The sequence below is a fragment of the Kitasatospora sp. NPDC088783 genome, assembly GCF_044750705.1.
Taxonomy (GTDB): Bacteria; Actinomycetota; Actinomycetes; order Streptomycetales; family Streptomycetaceae; genus Kitasatospora; species Kitasatospora fiedleri.
Genome location: NZ_JBIVKJ010000005.1, coordinates 471,884 through 486,901, shown reverse-complemented (window position 1 = coordinate 486,901; position 15,018 = coordinate 471,884). Strand labels below are relative to the sequence as shown.

The 15,018-nt window shown below is 75.5% G+C and carries 13 protein-coding genes and 1 pseudogene; 10 read left to right on the top strand and 4 right to left on the bottom strand.

All coding sequences use genetic code 11. The features are described from left to right. The first annotated feature begins 619 nt into the window (after positions 1 to 619). Genes ACIP60_RS18075 through ACIP60_RS18055 form a run of 5 tightly spaced genes read left to right on the top strand, consistent with a single transcriptional unit; the run spans position 620 to position 7,612 of the window. Positions 620 to 2,302, top strand: coding sequence for an ABC transporter substrate-binding protein (locus ACIP60_RS18075; protein ID WP_400685264.1), 1,683 nt, complete (start codon positions 620 to 622; stop codon positions 2,300 to 2,302). 43 nt (positions 2,303 to 2,345) lie between these two features. Then, positions 2,346 to 3,437: an ABC transporter permease gene (locus ACIP60_RS18070; RefSeq protein WP_282204157.1), complete on the top strand. Its 1,092-nt coding sequence runs from the start codon at positions 2,346 to 2,348 to the stop codon at positions 3,435 to 3,437. Next, positions 3,437 to 4,591, top strand: coding sequence for an ABC transporter permease (locus ACIP60_RS18065; protein ID WP_400685261.1), 1,155 nt, complete (start codon positions 3,437 to 3,439; stop codon positions 4,589 to 4,591). The genes ACIP60_RS18070 and ACIP60_RS18065 overlap by 1 nt, the downstream gene beginning before the upstream one ends. Then, the gene (locus ACIP60_RS18060; protein WP_400685259.1) at positions 4,584 to 6,293 is read left to right on the top strand and encodes a dipeptide ABC transporter ATP-binding protein; all 1,710 of its coding nucleotides are present in this window, start codon (positions 4,584 to 4,586) and stop codon (positions 6,291 to 6,293) included. Before ACIP60_RS18065 ends, ACIP60_RS18060 begins: the two co-directional genes overlap by 8 nt. Beyond that, complete coding sequence (locus tag ACIP60_RS18055) at positions 6,290 to 7,612, top strand: dipeptidase (protein WP_400685257.1); 1,323 nt, start codon at positions 6,290 to 6,292, stop codon at positions 7,610 to 7,612. Before ACIP60_RS18060 ends, ACIP60_RS18055 begins: the two co-directional genes overlap by 4 nt. A gap of 60 nt (positions 7,613 to 7,672) precedes the next feature. On the opposite strand, the pseudogene ACIP60_RS18050 reads toward ACIP60_RS18055, so the two are convergent. Further along, positions 7,673 to 8,593: pseudogene (locus tag ACIP60_RS18050) on the bottom strand (MOSC domain-containing protein); the annotation flags it as partial. An 88-nt stretch (positions 8,594 to 8,681) separates the two neighbouring features. After that, a complete protein-coding gene (locus tag ACIP60_RS18045; RefSeq protein WP_400685254.1) occupies positions 8,682 to 9,383 on the bottom strand; it encodes a hypothetical protein in 702 nt (233 codons plus the stop codon). Positions 9,384 to 9,899: 516 nt separating this feature from the next. Here ACIP60_RS18045 and ACIP60_RS18040 point away from each other — a divergent pair. After that, positions 9,900 to 10,493, top strand: coding sequence for an exonuclease domain-containing protein (locus tag ACIP60_RS18040; RefSeq protein WP_400685251.1), 594 nt, complete (start codon positions 9,900 to 9,902; stop codon positions 10,491 to 10,493). Between the two features lie 49 nt (positions 10,494 to 10,542). Then, positions 10,543 to 11,154: a hypothetical protein gene (locus ACIP60_RS18035; RefSeq protein ID WP_400685248.1), complete on the top strand. Its 612-nt coding sequence runs from the start codon at positions 10,543 to 10,545 to the stop codon at positions 11,152 to 11,154. Positions 11,155 to 11,190: 36 nt separating this feature from the next. On the opposite strand, the gene ACIP60_RS18030 is transcribed toward ACIP60_RS18035, so the two are convergent. Together ACIP60_RS18030 and ACIP60_RS18025 are read right to left on the bottom strand one after the other, a co-directional pair. Further along, the gene (locus ACIP60_RS18030; RefSeq protein ID WP_400685246.1) at positions 11,191 to 11,727 is read right to left on the bottom strand and encodes a gamma carbonic anhydrase family protein; all 537 of its coding nucleotides are present in this window, start codon (positions 11,725 to 11,727) and stop codon (positions 11,191 to 11,193) included. 128 nt (positions 11,728 to 11,855) lie between these two features. Next, positions 11,856 to 12,347: an Lrp/AsnC family transcriptional regulator gene (locus tag ACIP60_RS18025; protein ID WP_400685243.1), complete on the bottom strand. Its 492-nt coding sequence runs from the start codon at positions 12,345 to 12,347 to the stop codon at positions 11,856 to 11,858. 128 nt (positions 12,348 to 12,475) lie between these two features. On the opposite strand from ACIP60_RS18025, the gene ACIP60_RS18020 reads away from it, so the two are divergent. From ACIP60_RS18020 to ACIP60_RS18010, 3 genes are read left to right on the top strand one after another with little or no spacing between them, the layout of a single operon-like run. After that, complete coding sequence (locus ACIP60_RS18020; protein ID WP_400685240.1) at positions 12,476 to 13,888, top strand: APC family permease; 1,413 nt, start codon at positions 12,476 to 12,478, stop codon at positions 13,886 to 13,888. Between the two features lie 47 nt (positions 13,889 to 13,935). Then, positions 13,936 to 14,565, top strand: a complete 630-nt coding sequence (locus tag ACIP60_RS18015; protein ID WP_400685238.1) for a hypothetical protein — start codon at positions 13,936 to 13,938, stop codon at positions 14,563 to 14,565. Beyond that, complete coding sequence (locus ACIP60_RS18010; RefSeq protein ID WP_159073217.1) at positions 14,562 to 14,948, top strand: hypothetical protein; 387 nt, start codon at positions 14,562 to 14,564, stop codon at positions 14,946 to 14,948. The genes ACIP60_RS18015 and ACIP60_RS18010 overlap by 4 nt, the downstream gene beginning before the upstream one ends. Positions 14,949 to 15,018 lie beyond the last annotated feature (70 nt).

The following is a 15,018-nucleotide window of genomic DNA, read 5'->3' as shown; positions in this document are numbered from 1 at the left end:
CAGCGGGCAGAGCAGAGCAGGGCCAACGCGCAAGTGGCGCTGCGGGAAGGCGCGTTGGGCCCTGTCGGCGGTTCCGAGCCAGCGTGGCAGCCGATTGTCTATGCGGGTAGATACCGTGTCGTGAAGATTGCATTGCCACCGTGTGGCGATCCCGGCACGCGAGGTGAACGCCCGTCACCGGAACGGCCCCGGCAATATTGCCTGATGATCAGTTAACTATCCTGTGCCGCAGGAGAGTTGCGGCCCACCGGGCGACCGGTGGAGCACCCCCGGAGCGCCGACCGCTCCCCTTGACCGGCCCCGGCCGTTGATCTACCTTCGTGCCTCGCCACGAGTTCCGGTGCCACGCCCGGACCGACCACGACCGGGAGGACGAGGGTGCCCACGGCTCTGTACAGCCGCCGCCACATCGACCTGCTCATGGTCTCCAGTTCGCTCTGTCGCTGAGCACGACAGCCGCCCCCCGCCCACCGGCGGCCCGGCGGTGCCCGTCCCGCCGCTCACCAGGCCCCGCGCCCGCCCCGCGCCCAGCGTGCCCGCCGCATCCCGCGCCCGCACCGCTGCCGCGTCGCCGGCGACCGCCGCCGCACCCGCGCACCCGCGAACCCGGAGACCGTCCATGCACAAGTCCCCTGCCCGACACGGCCGTTCGACCGTCGCCATACCCACCCCGGCGCCCCGCCGACGCGCCACCGCCGCGCTCGCGCTGAGTGCCGCCGTCCTGGTCTCCGCCACCGCCTGCACCAGCGCCAAGGCCGGCGGCTCCGCCTCCGGCGGCAGCGCGGCCTCCGTGCTGACCATCGGCACCACCGACCAGATCGTCAGCCTCGACCCGGCCGGCTCCTGGGACGCCGGCTCCGGCACCATCGCGGACGAGGTCTACTCCCCGCTGCTCAGCGCCAGGAACGGCACCTCGGACGTCTCGCCGAACCTGGCCACCGACGTCAAGCTGACCGCGCCCACCCAGTACACGGCCACCCTGAAGCCCGGCCTGAAGTTCGCCAACGGCCACGACCTGACCTCGTCCGACGTCAAGTTCAGCTTCGACCGGCAGCTGCGGATCGCCGACAAGAACGGCCCGTCCTCGCTGCTCTACAACCTCGCCTCGGTCGCCGCCCCGGACCCGACCACTGTCGTGTTCACCCTCAAGTCGGCCAACGACAGCCTCTTCCCGCAGGTGCTCTCCACCGGCGCCGGCTTCGTCCTGGACGAGGAGGTCTTCCCCGCCGACAAGGTCCTCGACGACGACGCCGTGGTCAAGGGCAAGCCCTGGGACGGCCCCTACGGCATCACCAGCTACGCCAAGAACTCACTCGTCGCCTTCGAGGCCAACTCCGCCTACCGGGGCCAGCTGGGCACGCCGAAGACCGCGCAGGTCCGGCTCAAGTACTACACCGACCCGAACAACCTGAAGCTGGACGTCCAGCAGGGCGGCATCGACGCCGTCTACCGCACCCTGCCCACCGCCGACCTCCAGGACCTCTCCGGCAAGAAGGACGTCACCGTCCACACCGGCTCCGGCAACGGCATCCGCTACCTGGTCTTCGACTTCAAGACCCAGCCCTACGGCAGCGCGACCGGCCAGGCCGACCCGGCCAAGGCGCTCGCCGTCCGGCAGGCCGTCGCCCACTCCGTCGACCGGGCCCAACTCGCCTCCCAGGTCTACAAGAACACCTTCGAGCCGCTCTACACCTCGGTGCCGGACGGCATCACCGGCGCCACCGCGTCCTTCAAGAGGCTCTACGGCGACAAGAACGGCGGCCCCTCCAAGGACGCCGCCGCCGCCGTGCTCGCCGCCGCCGGCGTCAGCACCCCGGTCGACCTCCACCTCCAGTACAACACCGACCACTACGGCTCCTCCTCGGCCGACGAGTACGCCCTGATCAAGACCCAGCTGGAGGCCACCGGCCTGTTCAAGGTCGACCTCCAGTCCACCGCGTGGTCCCAGTACGGCAAGGACCGGGTCGCCGACCTCTACCCGCTCTACCAGCTCGGCTGGTACGCCGACTACCTGGACGCCGACAACTACGTCGGCTCGTTCTTCTCCCACGACAGCTGGGTCAACAGCGGCTACGACGACCCGGCCGTGCAGGCCCTGATCAAGCAGGAGGAGACCGAGACCGACCCGGCCGCCCGCACCCGGCAGATCGAGCAGGTGCAGGAGGCCACCGCCGCGCAGGTGCCGCTGCTGCCGCTGCTCCAGGGGTCCACCGCGATCGTCACCCGGGCCGGCGTGCAGGGCGTGCCCGAGCGGCTGAACAGCGCCTACCGGTTCCGCTGGGCCGAGCTCAGCAAGAGCTGACCCCCGCCGACCGGCGCACCCCGAACACCCGAGAGATCCCGCCATGACGCTCGCCCCACCCCTGGGCGGACGCGGACGCCAGGAGCACGGCCGACCCCTGTCGGCCGTGCTCCGCTCGCCGCTGGCCCGCTACCTGGCCGTCCGCCTCCTGCTCGTCGTCCCGACCGTCTTCCTGCTGCTCACGACGGTCTTCTTCCTGATGCGGGCCACCGGCGACCCGGTCACCACCGCCTTCGCCGACCGGCTCACCCCGGCCCAGCTCCAGCAGAAACTGCACGCGGCCGGCTACGACCGGCCGCTGCTCACCCAGTACCTGGACTACCTGCGGCAGACCGCCACCGGCAACTTCGGCCGCACCGCCACCGACAACCAGGCCGTCTCCGCGGTGCTGCGCACCTACGGCGCGGCCACCCTCGAACTCGCCTGCTGGGCCCTGCTGGTGGCCGTCGCCGTGGGCGTCCCGCTGGGCGCGGTCGCGGCCCGCTACCGCGACCGCGCCCCGGACGCCGTGCTGCGCCTGGCCGCCGTCCTCGGCTACGCCACGCCGGTCTTCTTCGTCGGGCTGCTGCTCAAACTGGTCTTCGCGGTCGGGCTCGGCTGGCTGCCGGTCTCCGGCCGCGCCTCGATCCAGGTCGAACTGGAGTTGCAGAACCTGTCCAGCACCACCGGCCTCTACCTGGTCGACGCGGTGCGCAGCGGCGACGGCGCGGCGGTGGCCGACGTGCTGCGGCACGGCGTGCTGCCGGGGCTGGCCCTCGGCCTGCTGCTGGCCGGCGTGCTGCTGCGGCTGGTGCGCACCCACCTGATCGCCACCCTGGACACCGAGTACGTGGCGGCGGCGCGCTCGCGCGGCGTCGGCGGCCTGCGCCTGATCACCCGGCACGCCGCCCGGCCCGCGCTGATCCCGGTGGTGACGGTGCTCGGCCTCCAGGTGGCCGGGCTGCTCGGCGGGGCGGTGCTCACCGAGACCACCTTCGAGTGGAAGGGCCTGGGCTACCAGCTGGCCCACTACCTGACAGTGCGCGACTTCGCCGCCGTCCAGGGCATCGTCGCGCTGTTCGCGGTGGTGGTCGCGGTGGTCAACTTCCTGGTGGACGCGCTGGCCGCGCTGATCGACCCCCGGGTGAGGTACTGATGTCCGAGCCGTCCCGCGAGTCCTCCCCGTCCTCGCCGTCCCGTCCGCCCGAGCCGTCCCGCCCCTCCGAGCCCTCCCGTCCACCCGGTGCGGACCGTCCGTCCCGGCTGTCCCGGCTGGTGCCGCAGCGGGTGCGCGGCAGCGTCGGCCTGCAGCGCGGCATGCTGCTGGCGGGGGCCGGGCTCACCGCGCTGTTCCTGCTCGCCGCCCTCCTCGCGCCCTGGCTCGCGCCCTGGGGCCACGCCCAACTCCAGGACGGTGGAGCGCTGTTCGGCTCGCAGCAGCCGCCCGGCCACGGCCACCCGCTGGGCACCACCGTCGGCGGCTACGACGTGCTCGCGCGCACCCTGTGGGGCACCCGCACCGCCGTGGCCGTCATCGCGCTCTCGCTGGTGCTGTCGGCGCTGCCCGGCACCCTGCTCGGCCTGGTCTCCGGGTACCTGGGCGGCTGGCCGGACCGGCTGCTGGTGGGGGTCGCCGACGCGCTGTACGCCTTCCCCTCGCTGCTGCTGGCCATCGTGCTGTCCATCGTGATCAGCGGCGGGCGCTCCAGCCTGGTCGGCGGCCTGACGGCGGCGGCCTGCTCGGTGGCGCTGGTCTTCGTGCCGCAGTACTTCCGGGTGGTGCGCGCCGAGGTGCTGCGGGTCAAGGCCGAGCCCTTCGTGGAGGCCGCCCGGGTGATCGGCACCGGCCGCCTGCGGATCATGTTCCGGCACGTGCTGCGCAACTCGGTGCGCACCCTGCCGCTGCTGCTCACCCTGAACGCCGCCGAGTCCGTCCTCACCCTGGCCGGCCTCGGCTTCCTCGGCTTCGGCATCGAGCCCAACTCCGCCGCCGAGTGGGGCTACGACCTGAACCGCTCCGTCCCCGACGTCACCTCGGGCATCTGGTGGACGGCGCTCGCCCCGGGCACCGCCACGGTCCTCGCCGTCCTCGGCGTGACCCTGCTGGGCGAGAGCCTCAACGACCTCGCCGACCCGCGCCTGCGCCGCCGCCGGGCGCCGCGCACCGCCCCCGCCGGGACCGCCGCGCCGGTCGCCGCCGCCCCCGCGGTGGTCGACGCGGTCGTCGACGCGCCCGCCGCCCCGCCCGCGGTCGCACCCGCCCCGCCCGCCGTCCCGCTCGCCGACACCCCGGAGCAGAGCCGTGCCTGAGCCCAAGACGCCGCCCACGGAGCTGCTCCGGATCGAGGACCTGCACGTGTCGTTCGCCACCGACAGCGGACCGGCCCTCGCCGTCCGGGGCGTGGACCTGGCGGTGGCGGCCGGGGAGGCGGTGGCGCTGGTCGGCGAGAGCGGCAGCGGGAAGACCGTCACCGCGCGCAGCGTGCTCGGCCTGCTGCCCGAGTCGGCCGCCGCCCGGGGCCGGGTGCTGCTCGACCACGGGGACGCCGGGCCGGTGGACGTGCTGACCGCGGACCGCCGCACGCTGCGGGCGCTGCGCGGGACGGCCGCGGCCATGGTCTTCCAGGAGCCCGCCACCGCGCTGAACCCGGTGCACCCGATCGGCTGGCAGCTCACCGAGGGCCTGCGCGCGCACGGCCGGGGCACCCGCGCCGAGCGGCGCGCCCGCGCGGTCGAACTGCTGGGGCAGGTCGGCATCCCCGAGCCCGAGCGGCGGGTCGACCACTACCCGCACCAGCTGTCGGGCGGTCAGCAGCAGCGCGCCGTCATCGCGATGGCCCTCGCCCTGGGGGCCCGGCTGCTGGTCGCGGACGAGCCCACCACCGCGCTGGACGTGACCGTGCAGGCCGAGATCCTCGACCTGCTGCGCCGCTGCCGGGACGAGTTGGGCACGGCGCTGCTGCTGATCACCCACAACATGGGGGTGGTGGCCGACCTGGCCGACCGCGTCGCGGTGATGCGCGAGGGCCGGATCGTGGAGCAGGCCCCCGTCCGCGAGCTGTTCGCCGCGCCGCAGCACCCGTACACCGTCCAACTCCTCTCGGCGGTACCGGACTTCGGGAAGGCCGCACCCCGCCCGGCCCGGCCCGCCGACGGAGGCGCCGCGCCGGTGGTCGCGGCCCGGGGCCTGACCGTCGAGTACCCGGGGCGGCTGGGCCGCCGGGCGTTCCGGGCCGTGGACGGGGTGGACCTGGAGATCGGCGCGGGCGAGGTGCTGGGGCTGGTCGGCGAGAGCGGCAGCGGCAAGACCACCATCGGGCGCGCCCTCGCCGGGCTCACCGCCGTCAGCGGCGGCACCCTCACCGTCCTCGGCGAGACGCTCCGCACCGGCCCGCGCCGCCGCGCCGGCGGCACCGCGGCCGGTCGCGGCGGCCGGCTCGGCTACGTCTTCCAGGACCCGGCCACCAGCTTCAACCCGCACCTGACCATCGGCGCCTGCGTGGCCGAGCCGCTGCGGGTGCACCGGCCCGAGCTGGACGGGGCCGCCGTCGCCGCGCGCGTCCGGGAGCTGCTGGAGCAGGTCCGGCTGCCGGCCGGGACGGCCGAACGGCACCCGCACGAGCTCAGCGGTGGCCAGCGCCAACGCGCCTCGCTGGCACGGGCGTTGGCCCTCGACCCGGCGCTGGTGATCGCCGACGAGCCGACCTCCGCGCTGGACGTCTCGGTGCAGGCGCAGGTGCTGGAGCTGTTCACCCGGCTCCAGCGCGAGCTGGGCTTCGCCGCCCTGTTCGTCAGCCACGACCTGGCCGTGGTGGAGCGGGTGGCCGACCGGGTCGCCGTGCTGCACCGGGGCCGGGTGGTCGAGTCCGGGCCCACCGCCCGGGTGCTCGGCGACCCGCAGCACCCGTACACCCGGCGGCTGATCGCCTCGCTGCCGGTGCCCGACCCGGACCGCCAGGCCCGGCGCCGCGCCGCCCTCCCCCTCCCGCGAACAGGAGCCACCGCCCCATGACGGACCGCACCGCACCGGGCCCCGCCGATCCGGGCCCCGCCGACCCGGCCCACCTTGAGAGTTCCGCCGGCTCCGACGGCTCCGCCGGTTCGGCCGGTTCCCCGCAGGCCGTCGTCCGGGAGGTCCTGCGCCGCAGCCCGGTGTTCGACGGCCACAACGACCTGCCGGTCGCCCTGCGGGCCCGCAGCGGCGGTTCGGTGGCCGGGCTGGACCGGCACCGGCCCGAACTCCACACCGACCTGCCCCGGTTGCGCGAGGGCGGGGTCGGCGCGCAGTTCTGGTCGGTCTACGTCCCCTCCGACCTGCCCGAACCGGTGGCCGCCGTCGCCACCCTGGAGCAGATCGACCTGACCCACCGGCTGATCGCCCACTACCCGGGGCAGTTGCGGCTGGCCGTGACGGCCGACCAGGTCGAGGCGGCGATCGCCGACGGCCGGATCGCCTCGCTGCTCGGCATCGAGGGCGGCCACTCGCTGGCCTCCTCGCTCGGCGTGCTGCGCGCCTACGCCCGGCTGGGCGTCCGCTACCTGACGCTCACCCACAACCACCACACGCCGTGGGCCGACTCCGCCACCGACCCCGGCTCCCCCGGTGTCGGCGGCCTCTCCGCGGCGGGGCTGGCCGTGGTCGCCGAGCTGAACCGGATCGGCGTGCTGGTCGACCTCTCGCACACCGCCGAGTCCACCCAGCGGGCCGCCCTGGCCGCCTCCACCGCCCCGGTGATCTTCAGCCACTCCTCCTGCCGCGCCGTGAACGACCACCCCCGCAACGTCTCCGACGAGGTGCTGGCGCTGCTCCCGGCCAACGGCGGGGTGGTCCAGCTGACCTTCGTGCCCGACTTCATCTCGCCCGAGGTCGCCTCCTGGCGGGCCGAGTCGGCCGCCGAACGGGAGCGCCTCGGCCTGCCCCCGGCGTCCTGGAGCTGGCCGCGGCACCCGGCCCCGGGCGAGAGCCCGGCCGCCGCGGCCGAGGAGATCGCCGCCGCCTTCGCCGCCGGTCCGGGCGGGCCCCCGCCGCCCGAGCTCAAGCGCTGGCTGGACGCCCACCCGCGCCCCGAGGCCACCGCCGCCCAGGTCGCCGACCACGTCGAGCGCGCCCGGGAGGTCGCGGGCCTGGACCACATCGGCCTCGGCGGCGACTACGACGGCGTCGACCGGCAGCCGGTCGACCTGCCCGACGTGTCCGGCTACCCCCTCCTCCTGGACGAACTGGCCGAACGCGGCTGGTCCGCAACGGAGCTGGAGGCACTGACCGGCCGCAACGTGCTGCGGGTGCTGCGCGAGGCCGAACACCGGGCCGAGGAACCGCTCTGGCGCTAGGCCCCGTTGGACCCCGTTGGACCCCGTCCGGCCGGTCTTGCCGGACAGGGCCCAGGAAATCCGTTCGGGTTCCTCCCACTCCCGGACGGCCACCTCGTCGCCGACCGACAGATTTCCCGGTGTCAGCACGGAGAACTTCGTCCCGAACACCACGCCGCCGCTCGCGGCCCGCCGGTAGCCCGCGAGGGTGCGCAGCGGCTCCGGGCCCCGGCGCGCCCCGGTCTCCTGCTCCACCAGGGTGACGGCGCAGCGCACCGCGAGTTCGGCGTAGCCCGACTCGGCCGCGCCGATGGTGAGGCGGCGCGCCCGGTCCTCGGCGTGCGGGACGGCCGCCCGGTCGTCGCCGTGGCCCTCGTCGTCGTGGCCGTGGCTGCCGACGACGGTGTCCGGGCGGAAGCGGTTCATCGGCAGGGGCGGGGCGCCCCGTTCGGCCAGTCGCCGGTCGAGGAGGGCCGGCGAGGCGCGGGACAGCAGGTGGACGGCGCTGCTGTCCGCGTAGCCGGCGGGACCGGGGGTCAGGCCGTCGGCGATCCGGTCGTGCTCGGGCGGCACCCGGACCAGGCGGCTGGGGGTGCCGAGGAACTCCGAGAGCCGGGCGGCGACTTCGTCGCCCCGGTCGATGCCCCGGAAGGCGGTGCCGAACAGGTCGACGTCGCGGCGGGGCGCGGTCGTCGTCACGTCGAGGCGCACCGTGCCGAAGCGGTCCGTACCGTCGGCCGGGTCGAGGGTGAGCCGGGTGCCGTCGGGGCTGACGGCGGGCCGGACCAGGGCGAGGCGGGGGTGGCGGCGCTGGGTGCGGTAGGTGCCGTCCTCGCCGATGACCATGAAGCTGCGGTCGTGCGCGAGGCCCGCCGGCGTCAGGAGCGCCTCGGTCGTCGAGGTGCCCGCGCACCCCTTCACGGGATAGCAGATCAGCTCCGCGACGTCGGCCGTCCGCCGCCCCCCTTCGGTCGACAGCCACCCCGAGGCTCGTCCCGTCATGGTCGAGCGGCTGTGTCAGGCAGCTCTGCGCGACCAGGGGACCGAGACCGCCACGGCCGGCCGGAGTCCGCGGCGCCGCCGAGCCGCGCTACAGGAAGTTGTTGGGCCAGATCATGGTGCGCCACATGTGTGCCGAGGGCGAGTCGTCGAACCCCAGCCCTTCGCGGGGCTGCCGGAAGCAGCGGCCGAGCTCGTCCTCGAACTCGCCGATGTCGATCGCCTCGGCCGGGTCGAAGTCGAAGGTGTAGAGGTCGTTGAGGGTGACCAGGCGTGCCGTCATGTACCAGCGGTGGGCACGGGCCTGACGGTAGGCGTGCCGCACGTGCTCGGGCGGACGGTAGTCGGCGCCGAAGAACGCGTCGTAGGCCTGCGGGTAGTCATAGCCCACCGCGGGGTCGGGGAAGAAGCGGAGGACCTCGTGCTGGCGGATCGCCCAGGCGACCTCCTCGCTGACGTAGGGGGCGACCAGCTGGGCGCCCCAGTGCCCGTGGTGGCTGCGCAGCAGGCCGCCGACGGCGATGTCGTGCAGCAGGCAGGCGGTGACCACCGCGTCGCCGAGGTCGAGGGCGCGGGCGCGGCGGGCGCTGTGGATCAGGTGCAGGGCGGTGAAAGGATCCTGCGCGAGCCGCAGGCGGAAGAAGTCCGCCAGGGTGGGCCTGGCGGGCATCGGTGGCAGCGCCGGGTTGTCGCCCATCATGTAGACGCGGTCCGCGCCGAGCCGGGCGAGGGTCTGGGCGCCGTCGATGTGGTGGTCGGTGCCCAGGGTGGCGGCGGCGGGGAGCGCGATCATGCGGTCCAGCCCTTCCTGCCCGGTGCCGGCGCCTCCGGCTGTCACTGGTGGGAGTGCGCGCCGCGCGGGAGCGCTCTCGGACGGGCCGCGGTGCGGGTCATGGGTCAACATCATGATCGTTCCAACGAGGATGCCGCGGCCAGGTCACCGAAGCCGGGGCAAGGCGCTGGAACGGGTGGAGGAGACCTCCGCGTTCCGGCCGGGCCGGGTGAAGCTGGAGCGGGTGCCGCCGAACCCGCCGGCGACGCCGCCGAGGGTCGGCCGGGGCCGACAGGCCCCCGGGCGACCGCGCATCCCGGACCGGACGGCCCTGGCCGGTCTCATCCACGTGCTGCGGACCGGTGCCGCACGGCTCGATGTCCCCGCGCAGAGCAACGATCAGTCAGTGCCGCGTCCCCGACCTCACCGGACAGCACACCCCCCGTCGCGACGCCCGGCCACCACTGACTGCGGCCGGTCGGCGGCGGCGGCGATATCCGATTGACCGGCGCGGCGGGCTCCGCCCATCATCCCCCCATGGAACACGGGCTGCCGCAGGGGCTGTTGAACGTGGTCGACATCGAGGCCACCTGCTGGGACGGGCAGCCGCCGCCCGGCCAGGTCAGCGAGATCATCGAGATCGGGCTGACGGTGGTGGACCTCGACTCCCTGGAGCGGGTCGGTCGGCACCGCGTCCTGGTCCGCCCCCGGCGTTCGACCGTCAGCGCCTTCTGCACCGAACTGACCGGCCTGACCGGGCCCGAGGTGGACACCGGCCTGCCGTTCTCCGCCGCCTGCCGCCTGCTGGCCACCGAGCACCGGGCGGGCGAGCGGCCCTGGGCCAGCTGGGGCGACTACGACCAGCGGCAGTTCGCCCGCCAGTGCCGGGCCACGGGCACGGCGTACCCGTTCGGCCACCGGCACACCAACGCCAAGGCGGTCTTCACGGACGCCCGCGGCCTGCGCCGGCGCCCGGGCATGGCGCAGGCCCTGGAGCTGGCCGGCCTCCCGTTGGAGGGCCGCCACCACAGCGGCGCGGACGACGCCTGGAACATCGCCGCCCTCGTCCTCACCCTGGCCCGCTCCGGCCACTGGCCGTCGGACGCCGCGCCCGGACGTGGCCTGCTGTGACTGCCGGACGCCCGAGTTGACTGTCGGTCACGGCGCCTAGGGTGATCACATGAGTTCCTCCCTGAGTCCCTTCCTGATCGACACCGCCGCCGTGCGCGGCCTGGTCGGCTCCGGCGACGATCAGATGCTCCGGCTGATCGGCGAGCGCTTCGGCGCCCGCCTCGCCGCGGACGACGACTGGTTCTCCGACGAGATAGCGGAGGGCGCGCCGACCGCCGCGGAGGCGCTGCACGCGGTGGTGCACGGCGGCCCCTACCCGGCGGACTCCCCGTACGTCTTCCAGTACGGCTACGCCTACAAGCGCCTGTGCGAGCTGACCGGCAGTTTCCTGGACAACTCCGGCTTCTCGCCGTTCCGCGGCTCCTGGCTGGAGATGGTCGACGAGGGCCTGCGGGCGCTGCGGATCACGGCGGTCTCGGTGGCCGAGTTCGGCTACTACGGGGGCCTGCCGAGCGGAATCCCCTCGGACGACCTGCCGCGCTGCGGCGAGTGGACGCACGAGCAGTGCCTGGCCGCGCTGGAGCAGTTCGAGCGGACCGAGCGGGACGACCACGCCCCGCCGCTGGAGCCCGCCGTGGCGGACGCCGTCTCCGACGTCGTCGGCTGGCTGCGCCAGGTGGAGAAGCGCCCGGGCTTCGGCGTCGTCGGCTTCGTCTCCTGAGCCGCCGCCCGGAACCGGTCCGAGGGCGGCCGGGTCTCAGCGGCCCGCCCCGGGGACGTCCCGGGCGTGGGCGGCGGCCAGCAGCTGGTAGCCCTCGCCGTTGGCCCGGATGCCGGCCCGTTCCTCCTCGGTGAGCTCGCGCTTGACCTTCGCGGGGACGCCGGCGACCAGCGACCCGGGCGGCACCTGCATGCCCTGCGGGACGACCGCGCCGGCCGCGACCAGCGAACCGGCCCCGATCCGGGCGCCGTTGAGGACGGTGGCGCTCATCCCGATCAGCACGTCGTCCTCGACCGTGCAGCCGTGCAGGACGGCGTTGTGGCCGACCGAGACCCGCTCCCCGAGGACGGCGGGGAAGGACGGGTCGGCGTGGACGGTGCAGTTGTCCTGGATGTTGGTCAGCGCGCCGACGCTGATCCGCTCGGCGTCCCCGCGCAGCACCGCCCCGTACCAGACGCTGGCCCCGGCGGCGACGGTCACCGCCCCGACCACCACCGCCCCGGGCGCGACGAACGCCTCGGGGTCGACCTGCGGGTGCAGTCCGCCGACGGCGGCGATCAGGGGTTCGGCCACGGTGGCACCTCCGGTACGGGACGGACGCGACGACGGAACGACGGTACGGCGGAGCGGTGGGACGACGGCGCTCACCGCCCCGGCCCAGTCTTCCGTACCCACCGGTAGCCCGGGTACCCGCCCCCGCCCTACCCCCGTCGGGGCGGCCAGTGGTCGAGCGGCAGCGGCCCCCGGGACCGGACGGTGCGGATGGCGAAGGTGGAGCGGGCGTCGCGGACCGGGCCGACCGCGAGGATCTCGTCCAGCAGCACCTGCTCGTAGGTGGCCAGGTCCGGGACGGCGATCTCCACCAGGAAGTCCGCCTCGCCCGACACCACGTGGCAGGCGACCACCGCCGGGATCGCGCACAGCGACTCCTCGATGTGCCGGGAGGTCTCCCGCGAGTGCTGCTCCACCCGCAGCGCCACGAACACCGTCAGCCCCAACCCGACCCGCTCCCGGTCGAGTTCGGCCCGGTACCCGGCGATCACCCCGTCCGCCTCCAGCGCCTTCGTCCGGCGCAACGCGGAGGAGGGCGAGAGCCGGACGGCCTCGGCGAGGTCGACGTTGGGCGTCCGGCCGTGGCGCTGGAGGTGGGCCAGGATGGCGCGGTCGATGCGGTCGTACTGCGGACTCGGCATGCCCCGCACCCTAGCCCCGGCACGCGGTGCCGCGAAACGAACGCCGCGCGGCAGCACGTGCCGTCCGGGCCCCGTCGCGGCGCGGATTTCGCCAGCGGGTGCCGCGCGATCGGGGCCAGGATCGGGGCATGACCGACACCCCGTCCGCGACCCGCCCCCACCCCCGTCCCCGCCTCCTCACCTCCCGAGCCTCCCGAGCCTCCCGAGCCTCCCGGGCCTCCCGAACCTCCCGAGCCTCCCGGGCTTCCCGGGCTTCCCGGGCTTCCCGCCGGGGCTCCTCCCGCCCGGCCGCCCTGCTGTCCACCGCCGGGGCGTCCGCGCTGTACATCGGTGCGCTGCTCGGGCCGAGCCTGCTGCTCCTGCCGGGGCTCGCGGCGCGGGCGGCGGGCCCGGCCTCGCTGGTGGCGTGGCTGGGGCTGCTGGCGCTGTCCGGGCTGATCGCGGCCGTGTTCTGCGGGCTGGGCACCCGGCTGGGGTCGTCCGGCGGGGTGGCCGGGTACACGGCGGCCGGGCTGGGGGCGCGGGCGGGCCGGGCCGCGGGGTGGTGCTTCCTGGCGGGGGTGGTCGCGGGGGCGCCGGTGGTCTGCCTGATCGGCGGGAGCTACGCGGCGGCGGCCGTCGGCGCGGACGGGGGCGCGGCCGTCCGGGCGGGGCTGGTGCTGCTGGCGGTGGTGCTGGCCGTGCGGCTGCTGGGGGTGCGCACCGGTGCCGGGCTGCAACTGGTGCTGGTGTCCGCGCTGGTGGGGCTGGTGCTGTTCGCGGTGATCGGTGCGGCTCCGGCGGCCCGGGCCGCGCACTGGACGCCGTTCCTGCCGCACGGTTGGACGGGCGTCGCGCGGGCCGCGCCGCCGCTGATGTTCGCGTTCGTCGGGTGGGAGGCCGCCGCCTCGCTGACCACCCGGCTGCGCGACCCGCGCCGCCAGCTGCGCCGGGTGGTGCTGATCGCCTTCGCCGTCACCTCGCTGCTCTGCCTGGGCCTGGTGGCCGCGACGGTCGCCGTGCTCGGCCCGGGCGCGGGCGGTTCCGTGCCGCTCGCCGACCTGCTGCGCGCCGCGATCGGCGACCGGGGCCCGCTGCTGGCCGCGGGCGCGGCCCTGGTCCTGACCCTGGCCGCCACCAACACCTACCTGACCGGTGCCGCCGCCCTGCTGGACGCCCTGCTCCCGTCCGGTGCGGCGGCCGGACGACGCGGTGCGCTCGCGGTACCGGCCGCGACCGCGCTCATCGGCGTCCCGCTGTTCGCCCTGGTCGGCTGGGGCGTGCTGACCACCGCTCAGCTGGTGGCGGTCCCCACCGCGCTGTTCCTCACCGTCTACCTGACCTGCACGGTCTCGGCGGTCCGGGTCCTGACCGGCGCGCCGCGCCTGGCCGCGGCCGTGAGCTGCCCGGCGGTCCTGGCCCTGCTGCTCGGGACCGGCCTGCCGGTGCTCGCCGCGGCGGCGGTGGCCCTGACCGCGGCCGCCACCGACCGAACGGGCGACCGATCCGCGTTCGAACGTTCCGCCGCAGCCCGGGAGGGTTCACCGGCCGGTGGGGTTTGACCCCGAACGGCTACCGCGCACCACCGGAACGGTCCGATGATCGGGCAATGGACCATGCCGCGGGCGCGTACCCGCCGCCCCTGCCCCTGCTCCCGTCGCTCCCGCCCCTGCCTCCGCTGCCCTCGCTGCCCTCGCTGCCCCTGCCGCACCACCCGCCCTGGCCGTGGCCGTGGCACTGCCACCACCCGGCACCCACGCCCACCCCGACCCCCGTCCCGACGCCGACACCCATCCCCGTCCCGACACCCACCCCGACGCCGACACCCACGCCGCACCCGTCGCCAACTCCCGTTCCCACCCCCGCACCCACTGCGCACCCGACGCCGCTCCCGGCCCCGGCCCCGACCGCGTCTCCCGCCGCCTCGCACCCGACGCCCCTCCGCACCCCGTCCGCCTCCCCCCACCCGCAGTCCCAGACCGCGGCCCCGGCTCCGGCTCCGGCTTCGACGGCCGTCGCCCGGGCGGCGAGCCCGCCGCCCCCGGCACCCGCCCCCGTCCCGGCACCCGGCACCGCCCCCTCGACCCTGGTCGCCGCCCCGCCGCCGGAGGCCCCGGCCGGGCCGGGCCCGCTCGAACCCTCGGTCTGGGCGACCGTCCTGCTCGTCACCGTCCTGCTGCCGGCCGCGCTCGCGGCCCTCGCCGGACAGCACTTCGTGTTCTCCAGGAGGAGACGTTGAACCTTGCTCCGTTGCTCGGCGCCCTCGGGGCGCTGGTGCTCGCGGTGGGCGCGCTCGCGGTGGCGAACCGGCTGCGCCCCGAGGTCCCGGAGGGCGAGCCGTTCCCGGAACCGCACCCCACGCTCGGGGCGATCGGGTCCGGGCTGCTGTCCGGGTTCACCCTGCTGACGGGCTTCCTGATCGCCACCGGCTGGGCCGCCCGCAGCACCGGCATCGTCCCGCCCGACGGCCTGTACATCGCCGACCTCGCGGCGGGCGGCGCCGTCCTGCTCTACCCGTCGCTCGCGGGGCTGCCGTTCACCCCCCGGTACATCACCGCGGTGTGCCTGTTCGGACTGCTGGTCGGCTACGTGATGGTGACGGCCGTCCAGCTCCGGCCCTGACCCGCGCGGAGCGGGCGGGGCGGAACGGAAGGGTGCCCCGCCGGCCCTCGGGTGAGGGGTGGCCTGCGGG

Bases quoted from the DNA above. Each gene is read 5' to 3' on its own strand.
- ACIP60_RS18075 (WP_400685264.1), top strand. From the start codon at position 620: ATGCACAAGTCCCCTGCCCGACACGGCCGTTCGACCGTCGCCATACCC.
- ACIP60_RS18070 (WP_282204157.1), top strand. From the start codon at position 2,346: ATGACGCTCGCCCCACCCCTGGGCGGACGCGGACGCCAGGAGCACGGC.
- ACIP60_RS18065 (WP_400685261.1), top strand. From the start codon at position 3,437: ATGTCCGAGCCGTCCCGCGAGTCCTCCCCGTCCTCGCCGTCCCGTCCG.
- ACIP60_RS18055 (WP_400685257.1), top strand. From the start codon at position 6,290: ATGACGGACCGCACCGCACCGGGCCCCGCCGATCCGGGCCCCGCCGAC.
- ACIP60_RS18045 (WP_400685254.1), bottom strand. From the start codon at position 9,383: ATGATCGCGCTCCCCGCCGCCGCCACCCTGGGCACCGACCACCACATC.
- ACIP60_RS18040 (WP_400685251.1), top strand. From the start codon at position 9,900: ATGGAACACGGGCTGCCGCAGGGGCTGTTGAACGTGGTCGACATCGAG.
- ACIP60_RS18035 (WP_400685248.1), top strand. From the start codon at position 10,543: ATGAGTTCCTCCCTGAGTCCCTTCCTGATCGACACCGCCGCCGTGCGC.
- ACIP60_RS18025 (WP_400685243.1), bottom strand. From the start codon at position 12,347: ATGCCGAGTCCGCAGTACGACCGCATCGACCGCGCCATCCTGGCCCAC.
- ACIP60_RS18020 (WP_400685240.1), top strand. From the start codon at position 12,476: ATGACCGACACCCCGTCCGCGACCCGCCCCCACCCCCGTCCCCGCCTC.
- ACIP60_RS18015 (WP_400685238.1), top strand. From the start codon at position 13,936: ATGGACCATGCCGCGGGCGCGTACCCGCCGCCCCTGCCCCTGCTCCCG.